Annotated in this window: 1 protein-coding gene; it reads left to right on the top strand. The window is 65.0% G+C overall.

Features of this window, described 5'->3' with window-relative positions; all coding sequences use genetic code 11:
- Positions 1 to 483, top strand: a 483-nt coding sequence (locus J5M58_RS26550; RefSeq protein ID WP_207880339.1) for a sterol desaturase family protein, incomplete at both ends; no start/stop codon positions are given.

Genomic DNA, 483 nt, shown 5'->3' with positions numbered 1-483 from the left:
ATGTACGTGCTGCTGCGCCCGCTCGAGGCACTGCGGCCCGTCGAGCGCTGGGAGAGCCGCCGCGAGGCGCGCGTCGACGTGATCTACACGCTGATCGCGAAGCTCGGCATCTTCAGCCTGTTCTTCTTCTTCGCGATGCAGCCGCTGTTCGACAGCGTCCAGGCATGGCTGCGCCTGCACGGGATCGCGAACGTCAATCTCGATTACCTGTGGCCGGGCGTCACCTCCAGGCCGATCGTCGCGTTCGCGATCTATCTGATCGTGCTCGATTTCGCCGGCTACTGGTATCACCGCTGGCAGCACCGGATCGGCATCTGGTGGGAACTGCACGCGGTGCATCACAGCCAGCGCCAGATGTCGCTCTGGTGCGACGACCGCAACCACCTGCTCGACGATGTGCTGCAGGCGTGCTTCTTCGCGGCGATCGCGCTCGTGATCGGCGTGTCGCCGTCGCAGTTCGTCGTGCTGACCGCGGTCACGAAC

It is taken from the genome of Pseudomonas sp. 32_A, assembly GCF_017490905.1.
Lineage (GTDB): Bacteria > Pseudomonadota > Gammaproteobacteria > Pseudomonadales > Pseudomonadaceae > Aquipseudomonas > Aquipseudomonas inefficax.
Note: the sequence above shows the minus strand (reverse complement) of the source record. Positions and strands in the feature narration are given on the sequence as shown.